The 25,799-nt window shown below is 40.6% G+C and carries 26 protein-coding genes; 25 read left to right on the top strand and 1 reads right to left on the bottom strand.

Annotated features, from left to right (window positions below):
* Positions 1-70: 70 nt before the first annotated feature.
* Complete coding sequence (locus VV089_RS08670) at positions 71-1,141, top strand: response regulator (RefSeq protein ID WP_172543593.1); 1,071 nt, start codon at positions 71-73, stop codon at positions 1,139-1,141.
* Positions 1,142-1,242: 101 nt separating this feature from the next.
* Complete coding sequence (gene rlmH / locus VV089_RS08665; RefSeq protein WP_172543594.1) at positions 1,243-1,722, top strand: 23S rRNA (pseudouridine(1915)-N(3))-methyltransferase RlmH; 480 nt, start codon at positions 1,243-1,245, stop codon at positions 1,720-1,722.
* 28 nt (positions 1,723-1,750) lie between these two features.
* Here rlmH and VV089_RS08660 read toward each other — a convergent pair whose 3' ends face one another.
* Positions 1,751-3,151, bottom strand: a complete 1,401-nt coding sequence (locus tag VV089_RS08660) for an MATE family efflux transporter (RefSeq protein ID WP_172543602.1) — start codon at positions 3,149-3,151, stop codon at positions 1,751-1,753.
* Between the two features lie 582 nt (positions 3,152-3,733).
* On the opposite strand from VV089_RS08660, the gene loaP reads away from it, so the two are divergent.
* The 23 genes from loaP (at position 3,734) to VV089_RS08545 (ending at position 25,751) form a co-directional block, all read left to right on the top strand.
* Positions 3,734-4,285, top strand: coding sequence for an antiterminator LoaP (loaP, locus tag VV089_RS08655; protein ID WP_334336231.1), 552 nt, complete (start codon positions 3,734-3,736; stop codon positions 4,283-4,285).
* A gap of 83 nt (positions 4,286-4,368) precedes the next feature.
* Entirely contained in the window at positions 4,369-4,500 is a 132-nt protein-coding gene (locus tag VV089_RS08650) for a hypothetical protein (RefSeq protein ID WP_334335625.1), read from the top strand.
* 16 nt (positions 4,501-4,516) lie between these two features.
* Positions 4,517-5,032 (top strand): transcription termination/antitermination NusG family protein, encoded by a 516-nt coding sequence (locus tag VV089_RS08645; RefSeq protein ID WP_334334700.1) that lies wholly within the window; start codon positions 4,517-4,519, stop codon positions 5,030-5,032.
* Positions 5,033-5,095: 63 nt separating this feature from the next.
* A complete protein-coding gene (locus tag VV089_RS08640) occupies positions 5,096-6,382 on the top strand; it encodes a DegT/DnrJ/EryC1/StrS family aminotransferase (protein WP_442891506.1) in 1,287 nt (428 codons plus the stop codon).
* 50 nt (positions 6,383-6,432) lie between these two features.
* A complete protein-coding gene (locus VV089_RS08635) occupies positions 6,433-7,134 on the top strand; it encodes a sugar transferase (protein ID WP_334335624.1) in 702 nt (233 codons plus the stop codon).
* Complete coding sequence (locus VV089_RS08630) at positions 7,124-7,891, top strand: glycosyltransferase family 2 protein (protein ID WP_334335623.1); 768 nt, start codon at positions 7,124-7,126, stop codon at positions 7,889-7,891. The genes VV089_RS08635 and VV089_RS08630 overlap by 11 nt, the downstream gene beginning before the upstream one ends.
* 43 nt (positions 7,892-7,934) lie before the next feature.
* Complete coding sequence (locus VV089_RS08625) at positions 7,935-9,260, top strand: nucleotide sugar dehydrogenase (protein ID WP_334335622.1); 1,326 nt, start codon at positions 7,935-7,937, stop codon at positions 9,258-9,260.
* 31 nt (positions 9,261-9,291) lie between these two features.
* Positions 9,292-10,269, top strand: a complete 978-nt coding sequence (locus VV089_RS08620; RefSeq protein WP_334335621.1) for an ATP-grasp fold amidoligase family protein — start codon at positions 9,292-9,294, stop codon at positions 10,267-10,269.
* Positions 10,270-10,297: 28 nt separating this feature from the next.
* Entirely contained in the window at positions 10,298-11,338 is a 1,041-nt protein-coding gene (locus VV089_RS08615; RefSeq protein ID WP_334335619.1) for a glycosyltransferase, read from the top strand.
* Positions 11,339-11,369: 31 nt separating this feature from the next.
* On the top strand, positions 11,370-12,560 hold the full coding sequence (locus VV089_RS08610) for a glycosyltransferase (protein WP_334335618.1): 1,191 nt from the start codon (positions 11,370-11,372) through the stop codon (positions 12,558-12,560).
* The gene (locus VV089_RS08605; RefSeq protein WP_334335617.1) at positions 12,526-13,659 is read left to right on the top strand and encodes an EpsG family protein; all 1,134 of its coding nucleotides are present in this window, start codon (positions 12,526-12,528) and stop codon (positions 13,657-13,659) included. Before VV089_RS08610 ends, VV089_RS08605 begins: the two co-directional genes overlap by 35 nt.
* Before the next feature lie 39 nt (positions 13,660-13,698).
* Positions 13,699-14,241, top strand: a complete 543-nt coding sequence (locus tag VV089_RS08600; RefSeq protein ID WP_334335616.1) for an acyltransferase — start codon at positions 13,699-13,701, stop codon at positions 14,239-14,241.
* Complete coding sequence (locus VV089_RS08595; RefSeq protein ID WP_334335615.1) at positions 14,238-15,626, top strand: hypothetical protein; 1,389 nt, start codon at positions 14,238-14,240, stop codon at positions 15,624-15,626. The genes VV089_RS08600 and VV089_RS08595 overlap by 4 nt, the downstream gene beginning before the upstream one ends.
* Before the next feature lie 26 nt (positions 15,627-15,652).
* Positions 15,653-17,056, top strand: coding sequence for a lipopolysaccharide biosynthesis protein (locus VV089_RS08590; RefSeq protein ID WP_334335614.1), 1,404 nt, complete (start codon positions 15,653-15,655; stop codon positions 17,054-17,056).
* A 23-nt stretch (positions 17,057-17,079) separates the two neighbouring features.
* Positions 17,080-18,195 (top strand): SIS domain-containing protein, encoded by a 1,116-nt coding sequence (locus tag VV089_RS08585; RefSeq protein ID WP_334335613.1) that lies wholly within the window; start codon positions 17,080-17,082, stop codon positions 18,193-18,195.
* 30 nt (positions 18,196-18,225) lie between these two features.
* Entirely contained in the window at positions 18,226-19,062 is an 837-nt protein-coding gene (locus tag VV089_RS08580) for an SDR family oxidoreductase (protein WP_334335612.1), read from the top strand.
* Complete coding sequence (locus VV089_RS08575; protein WP_334336229.1) at positions 19,040-19,936, top strand: sugar phosphate isomerase/epimerase family protein; 897 nt, start codon at positions 19,040-19,042, stop codon at positions 19,934-19,936. The genes VV089_RS08580 and VV089_RS08575 overlap by 23 nt, the downstream gene beginning before the upstream one ends.
* On the top strand, positions 19,924-20,703 hold the full coding sequence (locus VV089_RS08570; RefSeq protein ID WP_334335611.1) for an SDR family NAD(P)-dependent oxidoreductase: 780 nt from the start codon (positions 19,924-19,926) through the stop codon (positions 20,701-20,703). The genes VV089_RS08575 and VV089_RS08570 overlap by 13 nt, the downstream gene beginning before the upstream one ends.
* A 26-nt stretch (positions 20,704-20,729) precedes the next feature.
* Positions 20,730-21,449 (top strand): acylneuraminate cytidylyltransferase family protein, encoded by a 720-nt coding sequence (locus tag VV089_RS08565; RefSeq protein WP_334335610.1) that lies wholly within the window; start codon positions 20,730-20,732, stop codon positions 21,447-21,449.
* 2 nt (positions 21,450-21,451) lie between these two features.
* Positions 21,452-22,423: an aminotransferase class IV gene (locus VV089_RS08560; protein WP_334335609.1), complete on the top strand. Its 972-nt coding sequence runs from the start codon at positions 21,452-21,454 to the stop codon at positions 22,421-22,423.
* A 26-nt stretch (positions 22,424-22,449) separates the two neighbouring features.
* Positions 22,450-23,280, top strand: a complete 831-nt coding sequence (locus VV089_RS08555; protein WP_334335608.1) for an N-acetylneuraminate synthase family protein — start codon at positions 22,450-22,452, stop codon at positions 23,278-23,280.
* Between the two features lie 93 nt (positions 23,281-23,373).
* On the top strand, positions 23,374-24,774 hold the full coding sequence (locus VV089_RS08550) for a hypothetical protein (RefSeq protein ID WP_334335607.1): 1,401 nt from the start codon (positions 23,374-23,376) through the stop codon (positions 24,772-24,774).
* Positions 24,775-24,995: 221 nt separating this feature from the next.
* Positions 24,996-25,751, top strand: a complete 756-nt coding sequence (locus VV089_RS08545; RefSeq protein WP_334335606.1) for a hypothetical protein — start codon at positions 24,996-24,998, stop codon at positions 25,749-25,751.
* The last annotated feature ends 48 nt before the right edge of the window (positions 25,752-25,799 follow it).

Here is a 25,799-nt window from a genome sequence, read left to right as displayed (position 1 = left end):
CTTAAAAATCTTATAATAAGAGAAGATTTTGAAGTTACAATTCCCGGCCTGTGGGAAAAGGAGTGTTATTATGCAAAGGATATTAGTAGTGGACGACGCGGAGGTGAACCGCGAGCTGCTATGCGATATGCTGAAGGATGAATACCAGGTAGAGACGGCGGCAGACGGGAGGGAGGCTCTGCGGTTTCTTGACAAATACCCAAGAGAAATGGCAGCCGTCCTTCTGGATCTGCATATGCCGAATATAGACGGCTATGCCGTAATGGCGGAAATGGGCAAAAAGGAGTGGCTGAAAAAGATTCCGGTGCTGATTATCAGCAGTGAGCTGGCGGTAGAGGCAGAGAGCAGATGCCTGGAGCTGGGGGCTTCGGATTTTATTCATAAGCCCTTTGAGCGTGTTATCGTAAAAAACCGCATCCGTAATGCCATGCGGCTCTATACCCGGAAAAATCAGCTGGAGCGGAAGGTCGAGGAGCAGGCGGTGATGCTCAGAAAGCAGGATCAGATTATCCGGATTCAGGCGGAAAAGCTTAAGGAAGCAGAGCCCTTTCACCGTATGATGCTGGAATATCAGGCAGCGATCATGGAGATTGAAACGAGGCTTAAGATCCTAAATGCGGAATTTTCCCAGGAGTATAAACGGAATCCTTTTGAATCTATTAAGAGCAGGCTGAAATCTCCGGAGAGCATCTACGAAAAGCTGGAGCGGAAAGGATATCCGGTGACGGTAGAAAGCATTCAGGAGAATTTAAAGGATGTGGCGGGTATCCGTGTGATTTGTTCCTTTCCGGATGATATTTACCGGCTGGCGGATCTCTTGATTAAGCAGGATGACATTATCCTGCAGAGGAGAAAGGATTATATCCAGGCCCCGAAGTCCAACGGATATCGAAGCCTGCATTTGATTATCAGCGTGCCTGTTTATCTGTCCAGAGAGAAGAAGTATATGATGGCGGAGGTTCAGTTTAGAACCATTGCCATGGACTTCTGGGCGAGCCTGGAGCACAAGCTGAAGTATAAGAAGGTTGTGGATAATACGGAGGAAATTGTGCGGCAGCTGAAGATCTGTGCAGATTCCATTGAGGAGCTGGATTATCAGATGCAGAAGATTCGAAATCAGATTGATCATTCTAAGGAATAAAGTGAAAGACATGGTGTGGAAGTGCGGCATCCGGCGTACCTTTGGAGGGGGGAAGTTTGACGGGACGGCGTTGGAATGCGGTATTGGAGTAGGAGGGCTTATTGAAGATCACATGTATTGCCGTGGGGAAGATTAAGGAAAAATATTATACGGAGGCCGTGAAAGAGTACGCCAAGCGGCTGAGCCGTTACTGTAAGCTGGAACTCATAGAGCTGCCTGATGAGAAAACGCCGGACGGAGCAAGTCAGGCGGAGGAAGCGGCCATTCTGGAACGGGAAGGAGAGCGTATCCTGAAAGCGCTTAAGGAGGACGCTTATGTGATCGCCTTAGCCATTGAGGGGAAGGCTTTGGATTCGGTGGAGTTTTCCCGCAAGCTTGAGCAGCTTGGCGTGAGAGGGAAGAGCCATATTGCTTTTGTGATTGGAGGGTCTCTGGGACTGTCTTCTGCCGTGATGCAGAAGGCAGACGAGGCCGTAAGCTTTTCGTCCATGACCTTTCCGCACCAGTTGATGCGTGTGATTTTACTGGAGCAGGTGTATCGCGGGTTTCGGATTATGAAGGGAGAGCCTTATCATAAGTAAGGCTCTCTTTTTTTGATCCTCTAAAGTCTTAGGTTCTGCAGGGAGAATGCTTTTTCTCCGGCAAGAGCTCTTCACAGTGGGCAGATCCCAGCTTTTTCCCATAAACCTTTAGAATGTAAAAATACATACCTATCAGCAGCGATCCGGCCAGAACCCAGGCAGCCGGGCTTGCCAGGCAGACACCTAAGTAGCTGTGCTGCCTTGCGGCAATGACAGCCACCACGCCGCGGCCAGCCAATTCAGCTATGCCGGCTGTCATAGGCAGAAGACCGAAGCCCATGCCCTGGATGCCGTTCCGGTAGATATTTACAATGGTCAGAGGCAGGAAGAAATAGCCGATGCAGTTTAGGTAAAGATCAACCTTTCCGATAATATCCAGCACATGCTCTGACACAAAGAGATAGGTCAGATATTTCCCACTTGTCATTACAAAGGCAGAGGCCAGAATACTGTAGGCAAAGCCTATCAGCGTAGAGGCCCGGAAGCCCTGGCGCACGCGCTGCAGATCTCCGGCTCCTACATTCTGGGCGCAGTAAGTGGAGATGGTGGTGCCAAGAGCAACGTAAGCCTGGGTGACTACCTGCTCAATCTTGCTGGCAGCCGTAAAGGCTGCCACGGAGAGGGAGCCAAGCAGGTTCAGAGAAGACTGCATCATCATAGTTCCTATGGCTGTGATGGAGTATTGAAGGGCCATAGGGAAGCCGATTCCCATCTGAATCCGGGCCAGATGCCCGTCCGGAAGCCAGTCGTCCTTTTTAAGCTTTAAAAGAGGAACCTTCCTTATAATATAAATCAGACAGAGAAGGCCGGAAACGCCTTGGGAAATCACAGTGGCGAGAGCAGCTCCGGCTACCCCCATTTCAAAGTTGATAATCAGTACCAGATCCAATACAATATTCAAAAAGGCCGCTAAAATCAAAAAATACAGAGGCGTTTTGCTATTCCCAAGTGCCCGGAGGATGCAGGAGAGCAGGTTATAGAGCACCTGGGCAAAGATTCCGGCGCAGATGATCATAATATAAGTATAAGCATCTGCAAAAATATCATCGGGTGTGTTCATAAGCTTCATTAAAGGACGCATACCGAGCATACTGACTGCCGTCATAACCAGAGAAACGACCAGAGACAGCAGGGCAGCGCTTCCTACCGTTTTGCGCATGCCGTCCATATCTCCTGCTCCGAAGCGCTGGGCCGTGAGCACGGTAAAGCCTACGGTCATGCCCATAAGGAAGCCGAGAATCAGAAAGGTAATGGTTCCGGTGGAGCCTACGGCAGCCAGCGCCGGCGTTCCTACATATTTTCCTACAATGATGGTGTCAGCCATGCTGTAAAGCTGCTGAAATACGTTTCCAATAAAAATGGGAAGGGTGAAGCCGAGAATCATTTTCGCCGGGCTGCCCTTTGTCATATCTTTTTCCATAATTTTCATCCTCATGCGGCTGAAGCTTTCGCCAGCCGGTTTCTATCAATATCTGCGCTATTATAATAAAATGAAGAGGGAAGTGCAAGAGCTTTCAAGAAAGATTTTCAGGTCTGTGAAAATCAGAGAAGCCTGTAAAAAGCTGGATTTTCCATAGAGGGGAAAATGACAAAAATTCTGCTTTGAAGGCAGAATTTTTTGGAGATGACGGGTAGGAGGGCGGTTTGCGGTGAAGGTTTGTTTGTATCGAGAGAAGAGAACTATTGAAAATAAAAAAACAGAACCGAAGTTCTGCTTATTTTTCTTAGAGTAACCTGCTCTACGAAGAAAAAGATTAGGTTTTATGTTCAACGTTTATTATTATAACCAGATCTATGAAGTTTTTCAAGCTGAATTCTAATTTTTTCATTGTATTCTTTGTCAAATCATATAAAAATCCCCTTTTTTTAACAGATACAAGAAAATAGTGCTCTGTTTGGTGTGGTGAAAGACATATTGAAATTACAAAATTTAGAAAAATATATAAATTATTTCTTTTTGGTTTCGTAGAGCAGGTTACTCTACGAAAAATGCAGGCGCTGAACGGTTCCTATATTTTGTAGAAGAAACCGGGAAGCACAGAAAGGGGTCTTTGTTATCTGGTATGTACTTTACTGTCCCAATCAAAAGGAAGAAGAACTGCTGGGCGTATGTAAGCAGCGTTTGACCCGGGAGGCTCTGGAGGATGCTTTTGTGTTCACCTACGATCGCATGCGCCGTTATGGTGGTATATGGCATTTGGAACGCCAGCTTTTGTTTCCGGATTATCTGTTTCTGGAAAGCAGGGATGAGGACAAGCTTCGGGAAGAACTGAGGCAATATTCCCAGGTGCTTTCTGTGTTTGAAAATGACGGAAAGCTTGTACGGGTGGAACCGGAGGAGGAGAAGCTTCTGCGGATGCTCTGCGGATCAGGCCATCATTCACGGATGTCCAGGGGATATATCCGGGACGGACAGACTGTTGTGACGGAAGGGCCTTTGAGGGGAAGGGAGAATCTCATCCAGAAGATTGACCGCCACAAAAGGATTGCCCGGGTGGGGATGCCCTCTGTGGGGCGGTTGCGGGAGATGCAGGTGGGGCTGGAGATTGTGTCGAAGAGTTAGAAAAAGTATCATATCTGTTCTACAGTTTCAGACTGCGGAGCAGGTAGAAGTGCGTTATAAAGGAAGAAGATTTTATTTGGGGTATGGGCCGCAAAATGGCGAAGCATACCCATTTTCATATCCTGCCAGTATACCGTGAAGTATCTTTTGGCAGCCACAGAGTTTATCTGACAGGAGATACGCAGGGACTTTTGGAGCTTACGGGAAAGGGATAACGGGAGGAGCAGAAGTATGTGGTACGCCGTACAGACGATCACCGGAAATGAAGAAGAGGCCGCAAAGGAAATACGAAAGACGGTGGATGCAGACATTTATGAAGAATGTTTCCTGCTGAAACGGGAAGCGGTCTGGCGCATCCAGGGAAGCTGCCGGGTTCATGTGGAGCGGCTGTTTCCTGGATATGTATTTATAAGCACACAGCATCCAAAGGAACTGTACCAGCAGCTGAAACGGGTTTCTTCCTATACAAAGATACTTGGAAAAGAGGAAGAAGAATTTTATCCCGTTTCACCGGAGGAAGAGGAATTTTTAAAGGAGCTGCTTAATGGGGATAAGGAGCATACGGTGCGCCTTTCACCAGTAGAAACAGACGTGCAGGGGAATATCACAGCCTGCGGAATGCCTCTGAAGAAATATCTGGATCAAGTGGTAAAAAAACGGATCCGCCTGCGGTATGTGGTTATCCGGGTGCATCTGTTTGGAAGGAGCCGGGAGATTCTGATGGGGATCCGGCTGAAAGGGGATTAGAGGAATATGGAAAACGGGCAGGAGCTGTCTGAAGCATTATTAGGATAGATTAAGGGGAAAGCAATGGAACTTAACAGGAACAGTGAAACAGCAGAGAAAAAAATAAATATTTCATTTTCGCCTCCGGACATTTCAGAAGAAGAAATCAGGGAGGTTACAGACACGCTCCGCTCCGGCTGGATTACAACCGGGCCGAAGGTAAAAGCCTTGGAGGCACTGCTGACAGACTATACCGGGGCAGACGGCTGCGTCTGTCTGAACAGCCAGACCGCAGCCGGGGAAATGAGCCTGCGGCTTCTTGGAATCGGAAAGGATTCCTGCGGCATAGACGGGATATACGGCAGCGAAGAGGATGAGGTCATTACCTGTGCTTACACCTACACGGCATCCGCCTCGGTAATCTGCCATGTGGGCGCAAAGCCTGTGCTGGTGGACTGCCGGGAAGGGAGCGTGGAAATGGATTATGACGCCCTGGAGAGGGCTGTGAATGAGCATACCAAGGCGGTCATTCCCGTGGATCTGGGCGGAATCCCCTGCGACTATGACAGGATATTTGAAATCCTGGAGAGAAAGAAAGGGCTTTTCCATCCGTCCAACAAGCTTCAGAAAGCAATCGGGCGCGTGGCCGTAGTGGAGGATGCAGCCCATGCCCTGGGGGCCTCTTATAAAGGAAGAACCATTGGATCCATTGCAGATTTCACCAATTTCAGCTTCCATGCAGTCAAGAACTTTACAACGGCTGAGGGGGGAGCTCTGGCCTGGAAGCTGAAGGACAGGGATGCGGAAGAAATATATCACCGGCTGCAGCTGTTTTCCCTCCACGGACAGAGCAAGGACGCTCTTGCCAAGACAAAGCTCGGGTCATGGGAATACGACATTGTGGGGCCCTGGTATAAATGCAATATGACGGACATTATGGGCGCCATGGGGATAGCCCAGTTTGAAAGGTATCCGGATATGCTTAGGAGGCGCAGAGAGCTTATCAGCCGGTATGATTCCGTATTAAAGCCGCTTGGGGTGGAGGTGTTACCGCATTTTACAGAAGAGCATACATCCTCCGGCCATCTCTACATGACCCGGATTCCGGGCATAGGCCTTAGGGAGCGGCAGGAGATCATAGAAAAGCTGGCAGAAGAGGGGGTTGCGGCAAATGTCCATTACAAGCCGCTGCCTATGCACACGGCATATAAGAGGCTGGGCTTTCTGATCGAGGATTACCCCAACAGTTATAAGCTGTTTGAGAATGAGATAACACTGCCGCTGCATACGAAGCTGACGGATGAAGAGGCGGAGTATGTGCTGGAGAAGTACAGCAGTATCCTGGCTGGGTATCTGAAATCCCCCAAATAGGCTTAAGCCCAGGAAAAGGTTTCGGGAAAGGTGAAAATGGGAGAATGACTTTGAGAAAATGGGAAGATCTGCCGCAGTATATGCAGGTGAAAGAGGTAAGGAAGTATTATGATATATTGTACAGAAAAAAGAACATCCTTCTATTAAAGCGTATGTTTGATATTGCGGTGTCAGTCATACTGCTTTTTTTACTTTCACCGTTATTTTTGATTCTTGCAATTATGATAAAAGCAGATTCAAAGGGCCCGGTATTTTACCGGCAGGTCAGGGTGACCCAGTATGGGAGGAAATTCCGGATTCACAAGTTCCGCTCCATGATAGACAGGGCGGATGAGAAGGGAAGTCTGGTGACGGCAGGAGACGACAGCAGGATCACAAGAGCGGGCAGGTTAATCCGGGATAAGAGGCTGGATGAACTGCCGCAGCTTATCGATGTGCTCCAGGGGAATATGACTTTTGTGGGGGTGAGGCCGGAGGTGCCTAAGTATGTGAAGGCGTATACGCCGGAGATGAGGGCGACGCTGCTTCTGCCGGCGGGGATTACAAGCCTTGCTTCTATATATTATAAGGATGAGGGGAAGCTGCTGGATAACGCAGAAGATCCGGAGCGGATTTATATAGAGGAGATTCTGCCTAAGAAGATGGGGTGGAATCTTAGGGGGATAGAGGGGGTTGGGTTTTGGAATGATATTGGGGTTATGCTTATGACGTTTTTTTCCGTGTGTGGAAAGAACCCTCTTAATGAAAGGTAAGAAAATGATAAAAGGGCTGGTTTCTATTATAATGCCAACATATAATTGTGCCTCATTTATTGGAGAGACAATAGAGTCAATTCAAGCCCAGACATATGCGAGATGGGAACTGCTCATTGTGGATGACTGTTCTACGGATAATACACATGAAATAGCAGCGAGGTATATGGAAATAGATCCAAGAATAAAGTACTGGTGTCTGGAAACAAACTCTGGGGCGGCGACAGCCCGAAATGTGTCCATGGAGCAGGCAAAAGGTGAATATATAGCGTTCTGTGATTCAGATGACTTGTGGATGCCGGACAAGCTTGCAAGACAATTAAGGTTTATGAAAAAAACAGGATACAATTTTACATGTACTGCATATGAGCAGATAAAGGAAAACGGAAGAAGTCTGAAAAGAATTGTCAGACCCAGAAAGAAATGCAATTATAATCGAATGCTTCTTGACTGCCCAGTGGGGAATAGTACCGTAATGTACAATGTTGAAAATATGGGAAAATTTAAAGTTCCCAATATTCGTAAACGGAATGATGATGCTTTGTGGCTTACAATGTTAAAAAAAGAAAAATATATATGGGGAATGGATGAGGTTCTGATGCGTTATCGAATTCGCCAGAATTCTATTTCCAGTAATAAGCTGAAGGTTATTAAATATCATTGGATCCTTTACAGAGATATAGAGCATTTGAGTATTTTAAGAAGTATTTTTCATATTGGCTACTGGTGTTTTATAAAAACATTAAGAATAAAATAAATAAGGCTGGCTGCAGTATGTACATGAGGAAAAGGGGAATGATATGGCATCACTTTATGAGAAGCTGTTAAACAAAGAAGAAAAGCTGTCGGTAGTAGGGCTGGGTTATGTAGGAATGCCGATTGCTGTTGCATTTGCAGGAAAAGGAGTAGATGTAATTGGCTTTGATCTAAATCAAGAAAAAATAGATCTGTATAAAAGAGGGATAGATCCCACGAAAGAAGTAGGGGATGAAACAATTAAAAATACAATGGTACATTTTACAACAGATGAAAGCTTTCTGAAAGAAGCAAAATTTCATGTGATAGCAGTACCTACTCCTGTCAATATGGATCATACACCCAATCTTGCGCCTGTAACAGACGCTTCTAGGATCGTTGGCCGCAATCTGAGTAAAGATTCTATCGTTGTATATGAGTCAACGGTATACCCTGGTGTTACGGAAGATATCTGTATTCCGATTCTTGAACAGGAGTCAGGAATGAAATGTGGTATAGATTTTAAAGTTGGTTATTCTCCGGAACGTATTAACCCGGGAGATAAGATACACCGTTTGGAAAATATTCATAAGATTGTCTCTGGCATTGATCATGAAGCACTTCAAGAAATTAAAAAAGTTTATGATCTCGTGATTGAAGTCGGCACATATCCGGTATCCACGATCAAAACGGCAGAAGCTGTCAAAGTGGTGGAAAACAGCCAGAGAGATATTAACATTGCTTTTATGAATGAATTGGCAATGGTGTTTGATCGCATGGGGATAGACACCAATGAAGTAATAGACGGCATGAATACCAAATGGAATGCACTGGGTTTTAAACCAGGTCTGGTAGGGGGACATTGTATCGGAGTCGATCCCTATTATTTTACGTATGAGGCAGAAAAACTCGGATATCACAGCCAGATTATACTGAACGGCAGGATTGTCAATGACAGCATGGGCAGATACGTGGCTGATGCGGCAATTAAAAAGATGATTGAATCCGGCCAGGCGCCAAAGCATTCAAAAGTTGCTGTTCTGGGATTGACGTTTAAAGAGAACACTCCGGATATCAGAAACAGTAAAGTTGGTGATGTTATAAAGCGCCTAAACGAATTTATGATTTCTCCGATTGTTGTTGATCCCTGGGCAAATGAAGAAGATGCAGAAAATATGTATGGAGTGAAGCTCGCCCGGCTGGAGAATGTTGAAGATGTTGACTGTATAATCATAACCGTAGCACATGAAGAATTCAAAACGTTAGAGCTGGCGCAGATTAAAAAGCTGTTTAAAAAAGGCGAAGATATAGAAAAGGTTTTAGTAGATGTGAAGGGTATTTTTAAGGTGGCAGATCTAGAGGAATCGGGGATGAATTATTGGAGACTGTGATTCAGATATAGAGACACAAGGAGAAAACAGAATGCAGATTGAAATTATAAAAGGGATTAAGTCTGCTTTAAAAAAGAATGATGAATTAGCGTGGCGTTTAAAGCTTATTAATATGCAGTACAACCGGTATAGGGCGAAGCATGACAATGACAGAGATTTTATCATCAGACAGTATAAATTACGTACCGGTTTGGAACTTGATCTGGAACATCCGCAGACTTATAATGAAAAGATTCAATGGATGAAATTATATTATCGGGATCCGCTGCTTCATCAATGCGTAGATAAATATGAAGTGCGTAACTATGTAAAACAGAAATTACATGGAGATGAATATGATGATATTCTGATTCCCTGTTATGGATTATATGAATCAATAGAAGATGTAGATTTTGATGCTCTGCCGGAAGAATTTATTGTAAAGCTGACAAACGGTTCCAGTTTTAATTATGTATGTTATAAAAAAACAGAAAAAGAGATTCAAAAAATTAAAACGAGGTTTAGAAAATGGTGCAGACAGGACTACTATACGTATGGCCGGGAGTGGGCTTATAAGGGAGTGCCTAACAGGATAGTTATCGAAGAGCTTTTAAAACCTTCTAACGGTAATCCTCCGGAGGATTACCGGTTTTTTTGCTTCGACGGAAAGGTGAAAGCTATTTCTGTAGATATAGATTCCGTGGTAAATGGAGTTAAACAGGCAAATTATTATCGAAATATTTATGATTCATCCTGGAATAGAATTCCGGGCCGGATAGAATATCCGAATAAAAATGATATTGAGGCAGTATGTCCGAGGCAGTTAGATAAACTTGTAAAGATAGCAGAGATATTATCAGAGGATTTTCCGGCGGTGAGAGTTGACTTGTACTATTTTGATGAAAAAATATATTTCGGAGAATTAACGTTTTATCATTCGTCCGGATATCAGAAATTTTCACCCCAGGAATTTGCCGTACAGATGGGGTCGTGGATTAATTTAAGCAAAATGGATTCTAAGTATTGCTGAATCTTTTTTGAAACAGGAAGAGGTACAAATGGAGCGAATAGGGATTATCGGCTGCGTGGCAGAGGGAAAAAATCTATATGACGGACAGACTGTTTCTACAAGACTCTGGAAAGATGAGCTTGGAAAAAAGACAGGCCGGAAAGTGTATGTTGTAGACACATATCAGTATCGCAGACGTCCTTTTAGCGTCATGATTCACTGGCTGGTCTGTATGCTGTTCTGCTCCCATATAGTTATTATGTTATCCGTAAATGGATTACGCTTTTTCCTGCCTTTATTATACTATTCAAATAAATTATTTAAACGTTCTATTTATCATCGTGTCATAGGCGGCAATCTGCCTGAAACGGTGGAGAGGTATCCGGATTTTATTAAATATATGAATTCATTTGAAGTTAACTGGGTTCAATCATCCGTGATGGTAAAAAAATTAACGGATAAGGGGCTGAAAAATGCCGAGTATCTGGAAAATTTCCGGCGTATCAGACCGGCAGCTGTTTCTGAGATACAAAAGCCGCATTGCAAACCTTTTCGTTTTTGTACCTTTTGCCGTGTTTCAGAGGCAAAAGGTATAACAATTGCAGTTAAAGCGATAGAGCAGGTTAATAAAATCAGAGGAGAGCACATAGCAGTTCTCCATGTATACGGCCCGGTAGAAAAAGAATACCAGACAGAGTTTGAAATGCTGCAAAAACGTTACAGTGACTGCATGGAATATAAAGGATGTGTCCCTTCCAATGAAGCCGTAGGAGTATTAAAAAATTATTTTATGCATCTGTTTCCTACTACCTGGGAAGGGGAAGGTTTTCCCGGAACTTTAATTGACTGTTATAATGCCGGACTTCCCACGATTGCAAGCAGCTGGGCGTTTAATTCTGAATACGTTCATAATGGGAAAACCGGTTATGTGTATGACTGGAAAAGGCCGGAAGGACTGACAGAGAATATATTAAAAGCGATTGAAAACAGTAAAGACATTGACAGCATGAGGGCAGAATGTTTAGAGGAAGCCAGGAAGTATCACCCGGATGTAATCATGGGGAAAATAATACGGAAGATGGGACTTTAACCATACTATGTCTGTGGAGTAAAGAGAAAATATGAAAAACATATTGTTTTTGATTGAACATATACAGGGCGGCGGTGCAGAAAGAGTTATATGTGAATTATCTGCCGCATTTGAAATAAGTGATAAAGTAACGCTGGCAGTATTTGAAGAAAGAGATACTACTTATCGTCATTGCCATGATGTGATTAATCTGAATATACCAGGTACTTCAAATCCGATAAAAAAATGTATCAATCTGTTAAGACGGGTCAGGGCGGTCAGAAAGATCAAGAAAGAGAGAAAGATAGATGTTTCAATCAGCTTTATCAGTACAGCAAATATTGTAAATGTATTGTCCGGAAGAACTCATACTATCTGTTCGATCAGAACCGTGCTTTCAGATGTAAGAAAGGGAGAAATTGCGAGAAAAGCAGAAAGGTTTATTCTTAACAGATCAGATAAAATTGTAACATTATCAAAAAGTGTTGAGGCAGATCTGGTTTCTAATCTGAGTATAAAAAAAGAAAAGGTTGTCACGATATACAATCCCTGTATGGTTGATAAAAAAGAATTCGGGGCGGAATCTGCAAATAAAGATAAAGATGTTTTTGAAATTATAACAGCAGGACGGATGGTATCTGTGAAAGGACAATGGCACCTTATCAGAGCTTTCCGCCTGTTTCTGAAGAGTAATCCCGAAAGCAGATTAGTGATTCTGGGAGAAGGTCCCCTGCTGCAGACTTTGGAAGATTTGTGCATAAGCTTAGGAATCGAATCAAAAGTAGAATTCAAAGGATTTGTGAGTAATCCGGCAGAGGAATTGATGAAAGCAGATTTGTTTGTCCTTACTTCACTGTGGGAGGGGTTTGGTAATGCATTGGTTGAGGCTATGGCCTGCGGACTGCCTGTCATCAGCACGGACTGCAGCGGCGGTCCCAGAGAGATCATTGCACCAGATATGTTTGGGGAGGAACCTGTAAAAAAGGCAAAGACAGCCGACTATGGAATATTGATACCGGCTTTTCCTAAAAATGATCTGGAAATCAGAAAAAATTATGAATTAACAGAAGAAGAAAACCAGTTATACAGTGCGATGCTGAGCATTGCAGAACAGCCGGAGCTGAGAGCAGCATTATCGGCAAAAGCAATATTAAGGTCTGAAGATTTCCGGATGCCAGTTATTGTGTCACAGTGGAAGAAATGCATGGATGAGGTGCTTGCCGGTGGGATTGGGAATATTTGAATTTACGCAGGATTGGAGTACAAGTTATTTCATATTGTTTGTCGGGGTTTCTTTCGTGATTGCCTTTTTATGCCAGAAGGCAGCAGCGGCAAAAGGGCATGAGGCAGTAGAAACTTCCCGGTTTTACTACTGTATTGCATTTCTTATATTATTTAGCCTGGCAGCCTTCCGGTCAGACAAAGTGGGGAATGATACGGAAGAATATGTTGAATTTTTTGAGACAATGGGGCGTAATGGTTTTGCTTATGCAGTCAATTCTAAATTTGAGGTACTCTTTAATATCTATATTTTTATCATAAGCGCTGTTTCAAAAAATTATACGATTCTGTTTATGTGCAATGCCTGTATCACAATAGGTGTATTAATAAAATATATTTCTTTAAAGTGGAAAATGGGAGACAGTTTTGTCCTGCTCCCTTTATTTATTATTGGATTTCAATATGATCTGTCTGCCATGAGAAGCGGACTGGGTACAGCATTTATTCTGGCATCGCTGATAGCGCTTGATAATGAAAAATATATGAAAAGTATATTTTTATCAATTGCAGGGGGATTGTTTCATACAACCGCATTTTTTAATTTGTTTATTATATTCGCGCAGATATTATTAAAGATGAAAAAAAGATGGAAAGCAAAAACACTTTTTTGGGGGGCAGTTCTGGGAATTCTGGTTTTAAACGGTTCCATATATTATATACAGTCCATTCTGCTGGAAACAAGATATCAGGGCTATGTAAGGAAGCTTGGAAACGGCTGGTTTGGGAATTGGTATCTGATACTGGCAGCAATTTTGTCAGCCATAATTATAGGCAGAAGCTATAGAAAGAAGATGCCGGCTGCTTCAGAAAATATTGTAAATCTTCTTGTGTTATCTATGCTGCCTGTGTATGTAAGATTAAATGCATATAGAATTCCGAAGTATTATCTTATGTGCAGATGCTCAACTTACAAAACAATGTGCAATATTGTGGAGAGCAGGCAGCCCGATTTTCAATCAAAAATGTTTGCGAAAATCATAGAATTTATGATTCTTGTGTTTGGCTTATTATACTTTTTCAGCAGGAACGCAGCAGGAACATTATATGAATTAAGATTTTAAATATTTTTATAAGAAAAGGATAAAAAGGATTATAAAATAATGCTTAAAAAGTTATTTAAGGTCATAAAGCAATTATGCATGGATTTTAGATATTGTAACGATCACGTTTCTTATGCGCGAAGGATCGGGGTTAAGGTAGGAGACAACTGTAAGTTTTTATGCAATGTCCGCAGATGTTTCGGAAATGAACCTTATCTTATAACAATCGGGAATCATGTGGAAGTATGCGATTCTGTGCGGTTTATGCCCCATGACGGAGGACTTTGGGTATTTAGAGGTGAGAGGCCGGATTGTGCATTATATGGTTCCATTACAGTAGGAAATAATGTTTTTATAGGAATAAACAGTATTATTCTGCCAGGCGTCACAATCGGCAATAACGTTGTGATTGGAGCCGGGGCGGTGGTGACGAGAAACATTCCGGACAATACGGTGTATGCCGGTGTTCCGGCTAAGCAGGTTGGTACAATAGAAAAGTATAGAAATAAAATGGAGAGATATGGAGCAGATATATTAAAATTTTCAGCAGAAAAGAAAAAGGAATATTTAACCTGTACGACAACGGAAAGGGCCGGAAAATGAGCAAGTTTGAAGATATAGCAGAAAGATTTTGGAAAATGGAAAGGGAAGAGCGTCTGTTAGACTATGATTTGAATGGAGTTTTGATATGGAAGCTCATTCGGATTTATGTATTTGAAAAATTAGTTCAAAAAATTACTAAGACTGAGATAGGTCATCCTAATTTAAAGTGTGGTTTAAAAAAGCGGTTATATGAAAAAGTTCTGATTTTTAATCTGCTATGTACCAAGAATGCCTTTTTTAATAAGAAATCAGTTAAATATTTAGTTTTTCGCCATAGGAGAAGAATTAATGTAGATGGAAAAAATATTGAGGTTAATACGGAATTTATAGAGAACATCATAGATGATATTAATAAGGATAATACAGAATTTATAGAAACCGGCATAGCTTTTGAAAATCGAAATATTGAACAAAAAGCCCAGTTTTTGCTGGTTAATCCAATTAGAAATATCGTTGCTTATTATTTTTGCAAAGTATCGTATAGATTTAGGAATGAATATAAAGCAATTGACAGAATTAATAAAATAATTTTTTCTTATTTTGGAATTCATCTGGACATAACAGATATGGCTTTAAAAAACCGGATAGGTTTTAAAAATATGTATAATATTTTTTATAAATATATATTATTAAAAAAACCTCAGGGTATTTATCTCGTATGTTCCTATGGAAAAGAAGCATTGATAAAAGCGGCTTTTGATCTGAACGTGCCGGTATATGAGATTCAGCATGGTGTGATATCAAAATATCATATGGGATATTCTTTTCCGGGAGTTGGCAATGTTCCCTATTTTCCGGATAAAATATTAGTATATGGAGACTATTGGAGAACAGCAGCAGAATATCCAATAGATATAGAAAATATAATAGCGACAGGCAGCCCCTATTTTGAAATGCAGCTAAAGAAATACGCAGATATTTCAAGTGAAAAAAAGAGTATTATGTTTATTTCTGCCGGAGATATTGGAAAAGCAATGTCTGTGATTGCTTCAGATTTTGCGGATATGAAAACGGACTACAAAGTATATTATAAACTTCATCCCAGTGAATTTTCAGTGTGGAAAGAAATTTATCCTGCATTAACAGGGAAACAAAGGGATAATTTGATTGTTATAGAAGATGAGATTAATTTATATGAATTATTTGCAAGAAGTTCGTATGTTATAGGTGTGAATTCTACTGCTATTTTTGAATCCTTTGTGTTTGAACCTAAATTAATTCTTTTTAACAGGCCGGGCGTTGAATTTATGAGCGAACTTGTTAAAAATTATAAGATTCCAATCGTAAATAATGCAGAGGAACTAATAACTATTGTTAGTAATTATCCAGTAATGAAAAAAATAAAAAGAGACTATTTTTACAAAAATATATCAAAAATTATTTAGTATGCATAAAAATTGTGAGGCAGTGGATGTTTAGTTTAAGTAGTAATATTAAGAGTGTAAATAAAACCTTAATTCTTAATATCTGCAGTGTTATTTTACTCCAGGGAATTTCTTTTTTTACAGGCCCGATTTTTACAAGAATTTTAGGAGCAGAACAGTATGGTTTGTATTCGGTTTTTAATGCATGGGTATCTGTTCTTGCATGTGTTATGGGTTTTAACGTTAGTTCCGCTTTAGTTACAGCCAGATATCAGTTTAAAAATTCTTATGAATTATTTAAAAGCAGTGTACTATTGTTTGGAACAATCATATGTGGAGCTGTTGCTGTATTATGTATATGTTTTATTCGGCCGATTGCTGCTTTGACAGGATATTCTTATGGAATGGTAATATTGCTGCTGCTTATGGCATTTGCAAAGTTTGTAATAAAGTTTGCACAAGACAGTTGGACTTATGAAAAAAAAGCACAGATGAATTTTTTCGTTTCAGCAGCTGTAAGTATAATGAGTGTTAGTTTATCTTTGCTTATGGTATTTTCTATGAGTCCGGAAATAAGATATTTGGGCAAGATTTATGGGTATGCAATTCCTCATATAATTGCAGCTGTTATAATATGGTTTGTAATTTATTTGAAAAAGCCTGCCGGAATGAACCTGGATTATTGGAAATATTCTTTAACAATAGGTTTTCCTGTCATTTTTCATTCTTTATCACAAAATATACTGACACAATCGGACAGATTAATGATGGAGTATATGAATATCACTAATTCAAGCATAGGTATTTATAGTGTGTTCTATGGCTTGACAGCCGTTCTGGGCATTATTTTGAGTTCTCTGAATACTTCCTGGTGCCCATTTTATTATGATGATTTAGAAAATAAAAAATGGGAAGTTTTGGATAGAAAATGCAAAAATTATATAGAATTGTTTGTAGTTTTAACTTGTGGATTTATTTTGCTGTCAAGAGAAGCAGGATACCTTTATGCGGGGAAAGAATACTATGAGGGAATTAATGTAATACCAATATTAGTACTCGCAATTTTCTTTACGTTTATGTATCAGTTTCCGGTTAATTTTGAGTTCTTTCATAAAAAGACAAATATTATTGCTGTAGGCACTATGGGAGCTGCTGTTTCAAATATAATATTAAATGCAATAATGATTCCCAGGTATGGAATGTATGGCGCGGCTATGGCAACGGCAATTTCATATGCTTTTTTGTTTTTAGCGCATTATACCATAGTGAAACATTTTAAAAATAAATTTCATCTGAATATAAGAATTTTTATTCCGGGATTACTATTAATATCAGCTGCTGTCATGTTGTTTTATGTATTTCCCATGTTCTGGTATATAAGGTGGGGGATAGGCGGCATGCTGGGCATATTTGAAATATACCGCATTTGGAAACGTAAAAGTATTTTTTAAATAGATATTTGAAGGAGAAGAACATGATTGAAATAGTTTGTCTTGATATTGACGGTGTACTTACAGATGGTCTAAGCTATATTGATCAGAACGGAAATGAGTTTAAATCTGTAAGATTAACAGAACTGGATGCTTTAAATGATATTAAGAAACTTGGATACAAACTGGCAGCAATTACAGGTGAAGATACCCCTATTGTGGATGTATTCCGGAAAAGGATAAAATGGGACTGGTTTTCTTCCGGGTGCAAGGAAAAACTATCTGCAATAAAGGAGATAGAGATATATTTTGGTGTTACGAAAGAAGAGATATGCTATATGGGAGATGGAAAATATGATGTCCCGGTTATAGAAAATGCAGGGTTGGGAATATGCCCTAAAAATGCAATCCGGGATGCGAAAAATGCCGCGGATATAGTTACGAAAGGAGAGGGCGGCGAATCCTGCATAATGGATTTATATGAAATATTGAGGGGATTAAAACTACAATCTTGTAATAATAAAAAAAACTGCATAAATGATAGAAAGGAAGATGGTTATATGGATAAACAGAAAGGGATTGCATCCTGTCTTTATGATAGGTTGGACAGGCATATAGAGCTGTTCAAAGAATTGAAACAAAACAATGAGGTACAGATAAAAATACAGCAGGCAGCAGAGATTTTGTTGTGCTCCATCCGTAACGGTGGAGCGCTTTATTTATGTGGAAACGGCGGAAGCGCGGCAGATTCCCAGCATATCGCAACAGAATTTGTGAGCAGATTTTATAAAGAACGCAGGGCCATGAATGCGGAGGCATTGACGGTCAATACATCAAGCCTTACAGCGATTGGAAATGATTATGCTTTTGATAAAGTATTTTTACGGCAGCTGGAGGCCAAGGGAAAAGCCGGGGATGTGCTTATTGGTATAAGTACGAGCGGAACAGCACGGAATGTTATCAAAGCAATGGAATATGCGGCTTTTCACGGTATTCATACAATCCTTTTTACGGGAAATCGTAATAATAACTATGACGAGGAGATATATGAGTGCGTAATCCGGATACCTTCAGAGGATACGCCGCGAATTCAGGAAGGACATATATTTGTTGGGCATATATTGGCGGAATATGTGGAAGCCAATATGGATGAGAATTGATTTCATTAGCAGGGTTAGGGAGGAATGCATATGAGTAATACAATGGACATGTTTCTGATTGACGGGAAAATATGTATTATTACAGGCGGTGCAGGTCTTATGGGGTATAATCATGCGTCAGCGATTTTGTCAGGAGGAGGGATTCCGATTCTTCTGGATATAAATGAACCGGCACTTGAACAGGCAAAAATAAAGCTGTGCAGCGAATTCCCAAAAGGTATTGTGGAAACAAGAAAGGCAGATATAACAAACAAAGGCGAACTTGAAGAACTGAAAAACGAATTGCTCCAAAAATACCAGCATATTGACGCCCTGATAAATAATGCGGCGAATAACCCTAAGATGGAATCAAAATCAAAAAATCTGGGCGCTATACAGTTTGAGAATTTTCCGTTGGAAATGTGGAATGAAGATATAGCAGTCGGCTTGACCGGAGCGCTCTTCTGTGCTCAGATTTTCGGGGCACAGATGGCGCAGCAGGGAAGTGGTGTGATTTTGAATATATCATCAGATCTAGGGGTGATAGCTCCGGATCAGAGAATCTATAAAAAGGATGGTTTGTCATCAGAAGAACAGATTGTAAAGCCTGTAACCTATTCTGTTACAAAGCATGGCCTAATCGGACTGACCAAGTATATTGCAACCTACTGGGCAGATAAAGGAGTGCGGTGCAATGCCATATGTCCGGCCGGAATTGAAAATGGACAAGATGACAGTTTTATGAAAAAATTGACGAATCTTGTACCCATGGGAAGAATGGCCAGGAAAAATGAATATCAAGGAACAGTGCTTTATATGATTTCGGACGCAAGCAGCTATATGACAGGAGCAGTCGTGATTGTTGATGGCGGAAGAACCTGCTGGTAAAGAAGGAGAGAGAGTAATGATAACTTACGGTATCATGCAGGGAAGGCTGACCCCTTCGCAGGGAAGGGGAATACAGTTTTTCCCTTTTGAAAACTGGAGAAATGAGTTTTATGAAAGTGCAAAGCTTGGTCTTAATGAAATTGAATGGATTTTTGATTTTGATGATTATCAAAACAATCCGCTTTGGAGTGATGACGGATGCAGCAGCGTGAATCAGATTATAGGAGAAACAGGAGTAAAAGTTCATTCCATATGTTTTGACTATTTTATGCGGAGACCGTTTTTTAAACAAGAGTGCGATTCGGAGTATGTATTAAAAGAAAACCGGCTGATTATGAAAAAAGTCATCAGCAATATGAAAAAAGTCGGAGCTGAGCTGCTGGAAATCCCTTTCGTGGATGGTTCTTCTGTAAAAACGGAAGAAGAAGAGATACGGGCGATATCTTTTATCAAAGAGGCTGCTGATTATGCTGGAGATAAAGGAATTATAATCGGCCTGGAAACAGATTTTCCTCCGGGAAGATTTCGAAGTTTTCTGGGGGAGATAAAAAGAAGTAATGTTTATGCCAATTATGATTCGGGAAACAGTTCTGGATTAGGGTATGATCATGAAGAGGAAATCATGTCGCTGCATCAGCTGATTGCAAATGTGCACATCAAGGATCGAAAACTGCATGGGACAACGGTGGATTTGGGGACGGGAAATGCAGATTTTGATAAAGTCTTTTCTTCATTAAGAGCAGTCGGGTATGATAAAGCAATCATTCTGCAGGCAGCCCGTACAGAAGACGGCACAGAGACTGAAAACATATCTGCCCAATTATTGTTTGTAAAAAAGTATGTAGAGGAGTATGGGTTAATATGCATAAAATAGGAGCTTTTGAGGGAAAACGGATATTTATTTCCGGATCTTCAAAGGGAATTGGTTTGGCAGCTGCAAATAAGTTCTTAGAAGAAGGGGGAACAGTGGTTCTAAATGGAAGGGATAAAAACCGCTTGCGGAAGATATCAGAGCTTCTTAGTGAAAAGTATTCCCAAAAAGTGTATACTGCCCCGGGAGATCTTACAAATGGCAAAGATGCATATAGTGTTGCGGAAAGGATAAAGCAGCTCATTGGTAATTTAGATATTGTAGTAGCGAACGTTGGAAACGGGAAACCGGAGGGCGAGAATCCTCTTGAGCCTGCGGAATGGAAGCGTTTTTATGATATAAACGTGATGAGCAGCATTAATATTTTAAATGCGCTGTATCCAATAATCAGAAAACAAAACCAGGCAAATGTAATCCTGTTATCTTCTATTGCCGCGAAAGAAAAGATATCAGCGCCATGCGGATATGCAGCTGCTAAAAGTGCAATTGTTACATTAACAAGGTATCTGGCACAAGACTGGGCAGCAGACGGCATACGGGTGAACTGCGTAATGCCGGGCAATATATATTTCGAGGGGGGACGCTGGGAGGAGCTGTTTCGTGAGGACAGGGACGGCGTGAAAGCGTATATTTCAGAAAATGTGCCAATGAAAAGATTTGGAGAACCAAAAGATGTTGCAGAGGCAATTTGTTTTTTGGCATCAGAGAAAGCGTCTTTTATTACCGGAATATACCTTCCTGTTGATGGAGGACAGCTTAATATTATATAGAAATAAGTATTTAGGGAGAGATGAAAGTGGAAAAAGTTCCAGTAATAATACCTGCACGCGCAGGCTCAAAGGGGATTAAAGGAAAGAACATTATAAATTTCTGCGGCAGACCTCTTATTGCATGGTCGATTTTACAGGCCCGGCAGAGTAAGAACATTTCAAATATCTATGTCTCTACAGATGGGGAAGAAATAGCGGATATTGCACGGAAATATGGCGCAGTTGTTATCAAAAGACCTTCTGAACTTGCCTCTGATACGGCCAGTTCGGAGGATGCTTTACTGCATGCCGTAAATGAAATTACAAAAACAGAAGTATTTCATACGCTTGTTTTTTTACAGGCAACATCACCGATCCGAAGGGCATTTGATATTGATGCAGCAGTAGAAAAATTTGTGAAAGAAGGTCTGGATTCTCTTTTTTCCATGACGATATTAGAGGATTACTGTCTTTGGAAAAGGGGAAAAAATGGATTGGAAAGTTTCACCTATGATTATAAAAGTCGTGGGAGAAGGCAGGAGAGGGAACCTCTTTATCTTGAAAATGGGTCTCTCTATGTTTTTTCAAAAGAATTATTTATTAAGGAGAAGAACAGGCTCGGCGGAAATATAGGGATGTATGAAATGCCGATAGAATGTTCTTATGAAATTGATACAGAACAGGATTTAAAAATATGCGAGCAGATTATGGAAGCAATGAAGCTGAGTGCTGTTAAGAACACACATACAAAATACGAGGAGGATTAAAAATGCGTAAGGTATATTACAATGGAGAATTTGTTGATGAGGCCCGGGCCTGTATCAGTGTCTATGATTCGGCTCTTATGTTCGGAGATATGGTATTTGAAATGACCCGTTCTTTTCATAAAGAGCAGTTTAAACTTAGGGAACATATAGAGCGTCTCTATGCATCAGCAAAGTATCTTAGAATTGATCTGGAAGAAGCAATGTCAAAGGAGCAGATGGAGGCGGCAATCAAAGAAACAATACGAATAAATGAGGGAGAGTTTCAAGAGGACGATGAGCACAGGATTATGATTGATGTAACGAGAGGATTGCTGTCAATTTATGAAGGAGTTGTAGGTACACACAAAGGCTTGAATATTATTATTGCAGATTTTCCGCTTAGATGGACAGTAAGAGGGATGGGAGAGCTTTTTGACAAGGGAATCAATGCGGTTATTCCATCACAGAGAGCAATTCCGGCATCGCTGATTGATCCAAAGGTGAAAAACAGGAGCAGGATTCATTATCTGATGGCGAATATGCAGGTATCAAATTATGAAGGCAGCCGTAACTGGGCGCTCCTTTTGGATACAGATAACCATGTGGCAGAGGGGACAGGTGATAATTTTTTCATTGTAAAAAATGGTATCCTTTTAACTCCGGAGCCAAGGAATATTCTCAGAGGAATTTCCAGGGAGTATGTTTTTGAAATTGCAAAGGATCTGGGAATAGAGTATCAAGAATGTAATTTGGATGTCTATGATGTTGTAAATGCAGATGAAGCCTTTATGACAGGTACACCCTTTTGTATTCTTCCTGTTACAACGATTGACGGGCAAAGAATCGGTACAGGCAGACCGGGACCGGTTTTTAAAAGGTTAATTGATAAGTGGGGAGCAAACGTCAATCTGGATATTATTAAGCAGATTAAAGCTTGGAATGCATGCGAAGATCCTTCAGAAATTACAGTAAGTCCATATTCTTTTAAAAAATAATACAGTTAATCGAAAGGGGAAAAGTCATGAAAGAAACATTTGTTATTGCAGAAATAGGAATTAATCATAACGGTAGTCTTGAGATTGCCAAGCAGCTCATCGACTGGGCAGTTTTGAGCGGATGTAATGCCGTTAAGTTTCAGAAACGGACAGTGGAAAAGGTATACTCGAAAGAGGAACTTGACCGTTATCGAGAGTCGCCGTGGGGAACGACTAACAGAGAACAGAAAATGGGATTGGAGTTTGGAAAAGAAGAATATGATGAAATTGACAGTTATTGCAAAGAAAAAGGAATTGAGTGGTTTGCTTCTGCATGGGATATTGATTCTCAGCTTTTTCTGGCACAGTATCATTCAAAATATAACAAGATTGCATCTGCAATGCTGACAAATGTGGAACTTCTGGAAACAGTTGCAAAAGAGAAAAAATATACTTTCATTTCTACAGGTATGAGTACAATAGAAGAAATTGATGCAGCAGTTGATATATTTAAAAAATATGAATGTCCTTTTGAGCTGGTACACTGTAATAGTACTTATCCTATGAAGAATGAGGATGCAAATCTTAATGTGATCAATACGTTAAGAGAGCGGTATGGATGCTGTGTAGGATATAGCGGGCACGAGATAGGACGTATTGTGTCCTTTGCGGCTGCGGCTATGGGAGCCTCATCTATTGAAAGGCACATTACGTTAGACCGTGCGATGTATGGTTCTGATCAGGCAGCATCATTGGAGGTTCAGGAGCTGGTAAAATTAGTAAAGGATATCCGAAGCCTTCCGATGATTATGGGAAGCGGTGAAAAGACGCTCACAGCAGCAGAGACTGAGGTGAGGAAGAAGCTTAGAGGCAATTAATAGTGAAGCCAGACAGGATTACTGTGAGTGTATAATAGTTGAATTATAGTAAATGAGGGGTCATCAAAAATGGGCTGCAATAGATGAGCATAAATGAAAATGGTAAAAATTTACAGCGAGGGAAGAACCGTGAAATTATTTCCAAAATGGAAGAAAATTGTATTTACTGTTTTTGCGGCATTCACATTTATAAGAATCGTGTACATCCTAAACGGCGAAATAGAGAAAGAATATTATACGTCTAAAGACATTATTCTGGATGATGCGAGAGAAATTCCATGCAGAAATGTTTCCCAGACATTTTTATTAAATGGTGAAAAACGTTTAAACAGTATTGAGTTTGCCATGAATGGAATTCCGGAGGAAGAGAGTGGAACCATTGTTTTAACGATACAGGCGGAAGATGCATTTCTTTATCAGGCAAAGATATCTGCAGAAAATATCATCAATTGCAAGTGGAAGAAAGTCTATATTAATTTACCGGCAGTGCCGGGAAAGGAGTATAAAATCAGTTTTGATGCCAGAGATTTCACGCAGATTCCGACAATGCTGCTGACAGAAGGGGATAATGTATCTTTGGAAGCTGTTGTAAGCTATGCGGCCGGAAAACAGCTGGACGGCCAGGCAGCAGTGAAATTCGGCTATATGAGGGAACCAGTAATATTTGACAAACTGATGAATATAGCCGTCTGCTTAATCTGGCTTTTTATTGCAGCGATATTTTTGTATTATTTTGAATCTATCTGTAAAAGTCCCGGAAAAGTAGTGGGGGATATTGGCAGAAATACAGAAGTAATAGTATTCATATCTGAATTATTTCTTTGTCAGATTCTGCTTTATTCCGGAAGAATAGAGTTTCAAGAACCGACTAAAGTGATTTTTTACATTATATCTATATGCAGTGCGTGGAAATGGAGAGAAAAAAGGGCAGAGATTAGAAAACTGACTAATACGTATGGAAAGAAAACAGGATTGGTTTTATTATATTTATTTGGTTCGTTTAGTCTGGCAGGGCAGAGAATTCTGGTTTATCCGTTAAATCTGGAAATTACCCCGGATGGTCTGTTTGTATTTATTATTACAGCTATATGGTTTGTTCCGGTAATGGATACGATAATATATTTATACAGACATTTAAGCAAAAGGCTGCTCACGAAAACAGATATAAAGTACAGTAATTTTAAATTTGTTTTTATATGTGCTATTTTTCTGCTGCTGCCGGCAGGATTCAATTTGTATGCCAATAATCCGGGTATTTCAAGTTCGGATACACTTACCTGCATGGTTACAAATGCCCATCATTTAAGAGGAATGTTTGACTGGCATCCGGCTTTTTACTGTATGGTGCTAAGGGTGATTTTATCATTTTGGGATTCAACTTATGCAGTGATTCTGGTACAATATTTTTTCTGGTGCTATGTTGTGATAGAAGGCCTGTTATATCTTCGTGAAAAAGGCTTGAATCAGATATTTCTTTTGACAATCGCATTTTAAATACAATATGGAAGGATATACCGTATACGCTTTCATTATTGTGGAGTGTTATTCTTCTGGGGAAACTGGCACTTGATTTTAACAAGTATAAAAGAAAATGGTTTATCTATATAGAATTATTTGTCTCTCTTTTAGGAATATTCTTTTATCGTAAAAACGGTATGGTTTCATTCTTGATCATAGCTGTATCCATGATGTTTTTTTTAAAGCAGAACAAGAAAATGTGGATGATTCTGGCAGCGGCTGTGCTGGCGATATTTACGATAAAAGGCCCGGTTTATAGTTATTTTGAAATTGAAGATGCAGGAAAGCATGGAATTTATATTGGATTGAGCCAGGATATTCTCGGCGCGTATTATGCCGGAGGAGAGGTATCGGAAAAGACCTTACAGATGATAAATGTTATGACTTCCTACAATACTGCAGAGTATGAATATACACCTACCTGGGCAAGGCAGTCTTACGATTTGGATGTTCAGCCAGTGGAATTTATTATAAGCTATTTAGATACATTTATTAGGAATCCGGTATCTATGGCCAGGGCAGCAGCGGCACGCGAAGATGCTTTATGGAATATATTCCCTGGCGAAGATGCTGTTCTGGGCTGTGTAAATCGTACAGGGACAATTGAGAAAGAAAGCGAATGGAATCGTTTCTATCCTAAAAGGGTATACAATAGTTTTTACAATGCAATGGGGCGTTTTACTGCGTATACGGCAAGCACCCAATGGATTGCTGCACTTCAATGGAGATGCGGCGTTTTTACTTTACTTGGTCTGGCAGCAATTTTAACGATGGTATGGAGCGCAGGTTATAAAAAATATCTGCTTATATCAGCGCCGATTGCAGGCCATATTATCAGCCTTTTATTATCTACGGGATGGTCGGAGTTTCGATACTTCTGGCCGCTGAATTTAATGAACTTATTTTTACTGCTTTTTATGATCCCGGTTCTTAATGGGAACAGTGGAAAATAGACAGTATTTTTGCCTGCAGGGGAGGTAGAAATGTAAGGAACTCTCTTG

The organism is Candidatus Merdisoma sp. JLR.KK011 (genome assembly GCF_036941125.1).
Lineage (GTDB): Bacteria > Bacillota > Clostridia > Lachnospirales > Lachnospiraceae > Laedolimicola.
Note: the sequence above shows the minus strand (reverse complement) of the source record. Positions and strands in the feature narration are given on the sequence as shown.

Bases quoted from the DNA above. Each gene is read 5' to 3' on its own strand.
- VV089_RS08670 (WP_172543593.1), top strand. From the start codon at position 71: ATGCAAAGGATATTAGTAGTGGACGACGCGGAGGTGAACCGCGAGCTG.
- VV089_RS08660 (WP_172543602.1), bottom strand. From the start codon at position 3,151: ATGAAAATTATGGAAAAAGATATGACAAAGGGCAGCCCGGCGAAAATG.
- VV089_RS08650 (WP_334335625.1), top strand. From the start codon at position 4,369: ATGGGCCGCAAAATGGCGAAGCATACCCATTTTCATATCCTGCCAGTA.
- VV089_RS08645 (WP_334334700.1), top strand. From the start codon at position 4,517: ATGTGGTACGCCGTACAGACGATCACCGGAAATGAAGAAGAGGCCGCA.
- VV089_RS08640 (WP_442891506.1), top strand. From the start codon at position 5,096: ATGGAACTTAACAGGAACAGTGAAACAGCAGAGAAAAAAATAAATATT.
- VV089_RS08630 (WP_334335623.1), top strand. From the start codon at position 7,124: ATGAAAGGTAAGAAAATGATAAAAGGGCTGGTTTCTATTATAATGCCA.
- VV089_RS08625 (WP_334335622.1), top strand. From the start codon at position 7,935: ATGGCATCACTTTATGAGAAGCTGTTAAACAAAGAAGAAAAGCTGTCG.
- VV089_RS08620 (WP_334335621.1), top strand. From the start codon at position 9,292: ATGCAGATTGAAATTATAAAAGGGATTAAGTCTGCTTTAAAAAAGAAT.
- VV089_RS08615 (WP_334335619.1), top strand. From the start codon at position 10,298: ATGGAGCGAATAGGGATTATCGGCTGCGTGGCAGAGGGAAAAAATCTA.
- VV089_RS08610 (WP_334335618.1), top strand. From the start codon at position 11,370: ATGAAAAACATATTGTTTTTGATTGAACATATACAGGGCGGCGGTGCA.
- VV089_RS08605 (WP_334335617.1), top strand. From the start codon at position 12,526: ATGAGGTGCTTGCCGGTGGGATTGGGAATATTTGAATTTACGCAGGAT.
- VV089_RS08600 (WP_334335616.1), top strand. From the start codon at position 13,699: ATGCTTAAAAAGTTATTTAAGGTCATAAAGCAATTATGCATGGATTTT.
- VV089_RS08595 (WP_334335615.1), top strand. From the start codon at position 14,238: ATGAGCAAGTTTGAAGATATAGCAGAAAGATTTTGGAAAATGGAAAGG.
- VV089_RS08590 (WP_334335614.1), top strand. From the start codon at position 15,653: ATGTTTAGTTTAAGTAGTAATATTAAGAGTGTAAATAAAACCTTAATT.
- VV089_RS08585 (WP_334335613.1), top strand. From the start codon at position 17,080: ATGATTGAAATAGTTTGTCTTGATATTGACGGTGTACTTACAGATGGT.
- VV089_RS08580 (WP_334335612.1), top strand. From the start codon at position 18,226: ATGAGTAATACAATGGACATGTTTCTGATTGACGGGAAAATATGTATT.
- VV089_RS08575 (WP_334336229.1), top strand. From the start codon at position 19,040: ATGGCGGAAGAACCTGCTGGTAAAGAAGGAGAGAGAGTAATGATAACT.
- VV089_RS08570 (WP_334335611.1), top strand. From the start codon at position 19,924: ATGCATAAAATAGGAGCTTTTGAGGGAAAACGGATATTTATTTCCGGA.
- VV089_RS08560 (WP_334335609.1), top strand. From the start codon at position 21,452: ATGCGTAAGGTATATTACAATGGAGAATTTGTTGATGAGGCCCGGGCC.
- VV089_RS08555 (WP_334335608.1), top strand. From the start codon at position 22,450: ATGAAAGAAACATTTGTTATTGCAGAAATAGGAATTAATCATAACGGT.
- VV089_RS08550 (WP_334335607.1), top strand. From the start codon at position 23,374: ATGAAAATGGTAAAAATTTACAGCGAGGGAAGAACCGTGAAATTATTT.
- VV089_RS08545 (WP_334335606.1), top strand. From the start codon at position 24,996: ATGTGGATGATTCTGGCAGCGGCTGTGCTGGCGATATTTACGATAAAA.